Source organism: Streptomyces sp. MS191 (assembly GCF_008042125.1).
Lineage (GTDB): Bacteria > Actinomycetota > Actinomycetes > Streptomycetales > Streptomycetaceae > Streptomyces.
On record NZ_RDBI01000230.1, the window covers coordinates 1 to 3,232 of the forward strand.

General features: G+C 69.8%; 2 protein-coding genes. Both read right to left on the bottom strand.

Going from position 1 to position 3,232, the window contains the following annotated elements; genetic code table 11:
• Nucleotides 1-68 precede the first annotated feature (68 nt).
• Nucleotides 69-902, bottom strand: coding sequence for a hypothetical protein (locus EAO71_RS36815; RefSeq protein ID WP_147982130.1), 834 nt, complete (start codon nt 900-902; stop codon nt 69-71).
• Nucleotides 903-1,052: 150 nt separating this feature from the next.
• Nucleotides 1,053-3,134: a hypothetical protein gene (locus tag EAO71_RS36820; RefSeq protein ID WP_147982131.1), complete on the bottom strand. Its 2,082-nt coding sequence runs from the start codon at nt 3,132-3,134 to the stop codon at nt 1,053-1,055.
• Nucleotides 3,135-3,232: the final 98 nt, after the last annotated feature.

The window sequence follows — 3,232 nt, forward strand, 5'->3', positions numbered from 1 at the left end:
CATGCTCGCCGCCGGCGCCACATCCGTCATGCTCGGCGGGTTGCGGGGGTGGGTGGTCACGTGAGCTCCTATCGGGGTGAGGTGGCGCGGCCAGCCACGCAGACGGTGCAGCGGGCGAAGACTTGGCGTTCGTAGTCGGATACGGCGCTGAAGTTGATGATCGGGACATAGGTGGTGCCCTGGCAGGTGGTGCACTCGCCGTCGAGCAGGGGGCGGTCGTTGCCCTGGGTGAGYCATTGGGCGTCGGTGAGCCCGGAGTGCGGGTTGGGGGCGCCGGGGTCGACGGGTCCGCGTCGCTGTTCCTGTGTGGGGTCGTCAGGATTGTGGGGCGGCGTGAAGGGGGGCTTGCCGGGCTCCACCTGAGTGCCGCTGCTGGGTGCGTTCTCGGAGACTTGGCCGTACCAGGCGCCGCCGACGGTCTTCCCGCCGTGCTTCTTGCGTTCGTGGGTGCGGAGGGCTGCGGTGGCGGCTTTGGCGTCGCGGTAGCGGGGCTTGTCCTTGGTGCCGCAGGGGCAGGTCCAGCCGACGAGTCCGGTGTTCTTGTCGGCGCCGAACCGGGCGGCGAGGGCGACGCGCATGCGGGACGCTTTGGCTTTGGTGGGCTTGGCCGGGCAGGGCTTGGAGCCGGTGAAGGATCCGTCTTTGCCCTTGGTGAAGATCTGTCCGTTGCCTTTGCAGCGGGGGCAGCCTTCGTGGGTCATGCGGAGGATGGCGGCGTCCTTGCGGGACATGACGGTCTGGGTGTGCTTCTGGGCCTGTTCGCCGATCTTGTTGGCGGCCCAGAGAGCGAGCCTCTCGCTGCGCTTCTTGGTGCGGGGCTTGGGGATGCTGGTGGTCCGCTTGACGGGCTTGCGGCGGGCGGTGGTGGTCTTCTTGCGGGCGGCGGGCTTTTTAGCTGTCATGATCGGCTCCCCCTCTAAGGACTGTCGCAAATGTGGATCATTGGGGCGGCTATGGGGCGTCTAACCCCCGGCTAGGGGCCGTCTAGGGCCCGGCTACCTGCAGTGATGCCTGTGCGGGCAGCCGGGGCATAGACGGGGGTGAACCGGGTGTCAGGCGGCCTGAAGGCGGGCCTTAGACGGGTCGATGAGGCCGGCGGCGGCCCTTTCGACGGCGCTGCGGGCCCATCCGCGGACCTGGGGCTTGCCGTCCCATTCCTCACGGCCGGCGGTGACTCCGGGTGCGTGTGCCCGCAGCATCGCGGACAGCTTCGTGGCATCCATGTCCTCGGCGCCGGCCTTGTGCAAGGCGGGGAGCAGGACCTCGCTGGTGGGCAGGAAGCTACGGCCAGTGGCGTCGTACTCGCGAAGGAGTGTGGCGACGAACTCTGCCTGCTCGCTTCCGAACTGCGAGGCGAGTGCGCTGAGTCGGTCGGCCAGCGAGGCGGAGCGTGCGCCCTTGCGGTTGATGATGTGGAGGAGGTCGGCGGCAGCCAGGCTGTCCTGGTCGAACCAGGGCCGGCCGGCCGCGGCGCGGTCCTTCACGGCCTGGCGGATCTGGTCGCGGTCGAAGCGGTTCCAGCGCCACTGGATGGGGCGGCTGTAGCCGGGGCCCATGAGGTAGAACTTGCCGGCGTCGTAGACCCGCTCGTCGTCGACTGCGGGGCGGAGCCGGTCGGGCCGGTAGCCCATGCCCGCGGCGCCGGTTCCGAAGACGAGGCGGATGTCTTCGGACCGGGAAGCGAGCATGACGCGGTAGGTGACAGCGCCGGCGATGGCGTCGCCGAGCGCTTCGGCGGTCGATTCCTGGGCGGCGAAGATGAGGTGGACGCCGGTCTCCCGACCGATGCGGAGGATCTCGATGGCGAGTTCCTTGGCTTCGGCCGGCAGGTAGATGAACTCGTCGACGATCGCGTAGATGGTGGGGGTCTCGGGGGTGGGCTCCCACAGGTCGCCCATGTCCTTCTGGGTCTTGACCTGGTTGCGGGCTGAGGCGATGTCGCGGAGGTGCTTCAGCCAGGTGGTGCAGTCCTTGTGGCCGCGGATGGGCGGGGCGGCCATGGCTTCGGCGAACTCGGTGAGCCCGTCCTTGACGGGGTCCATCTCGATGGCGATGGCGTCCCGGCAGGCGGTGATGGCCTCGGCGAGGCATCGCAGGGCGCCCTTGGTCTTGGCGGATCCGGAGGCGCCGATGACGAGCATCGACATGCCGCGGAGGCGGAATTCCAGCGGGGAGCCGTCCATGCCGCGGCCGTATACGACGGCGTCCTTCACAGACAGGCTGTTGGGGGCGTGGATCTGAGGGCGGGGCATGTCGGCGAACGGGTCGGACTGGATCAGCCGCATGACGATGTGCGCGGACTGCTGCAGATCGGGCTCGATGAGGGTGGCGCCGGCGGCGATGTTGAACAGGCCGTCGAGGTCGTCGGCTGCTGCGTTGACCTTGGCGGCGGTCGAGTTGCGAAGGTCGACGTCGACCTCCCAGCCCCAGCCGCGGTGGCCGATGACCTGGACGCGGCGGGTGCCGATGTTCTTGAAGGCGAGGGCTCGGGCGACGCACTCTTCGACCTGCTCGCCGTTGACACAGTGCGCGAGCGGGAACGGCTCTTCGCCGTCGTCGGTGTCTTCGTCGGCGATGACCTGGCCGGGGCCGATGCTCGGGGATGCGAGGCGGTAGCGGCCGTACAGGGTGGCGGCTGCTGCGGCGACGAGGGTGGTGAGGGTCGGGGGGATGGTCCAGGACCAGTCGAGGGCGGTCATGCCGGCGCCGGCGACGAGGGCCCACCAGCCGGTGAGGTTGAGGGCAGCGACTCCGCCGGCGGCCCATCCGAGGAATCGCCAGCGGGAGTGGCGGGCCTGCTGGACCTTGTTCCAGTCGGTGCCCTTCGACATGCCGCCGAGGACTTCCTGGAGGTCGTGGGCGCGGACGTAGCGGTAGCCGAGGTAGGCGATCGATCCGACGCCGACGCCGAACGGCTTGCCGACGGCCCAGATGCCTCGGGCGGTGAGGCCGACGGCCTTGCCGGTGACGGCGGCGACGGTCATGGCGGCGGAGCCGGCCCGGTAGAGGGCGGGGGTGCGGGCCGGGACGACTTCGACGATGCCGGGGGCGATGTCGTCGGTCAGCTCGGGTTCGACGAGCTGTCCGGGGATGACCTTCGCGGGGTCCCAGTGGGTCGGGAGGGTGGTGCTCACGACTGCTCCTCGGAGGATGCGGTGCGGGCGGCGGACGTCTGCTCGAGGGCGGCCTGCTTCTTCGCAATGGCGCTGTAGGCCGGGGTGTCGCCGGGGAC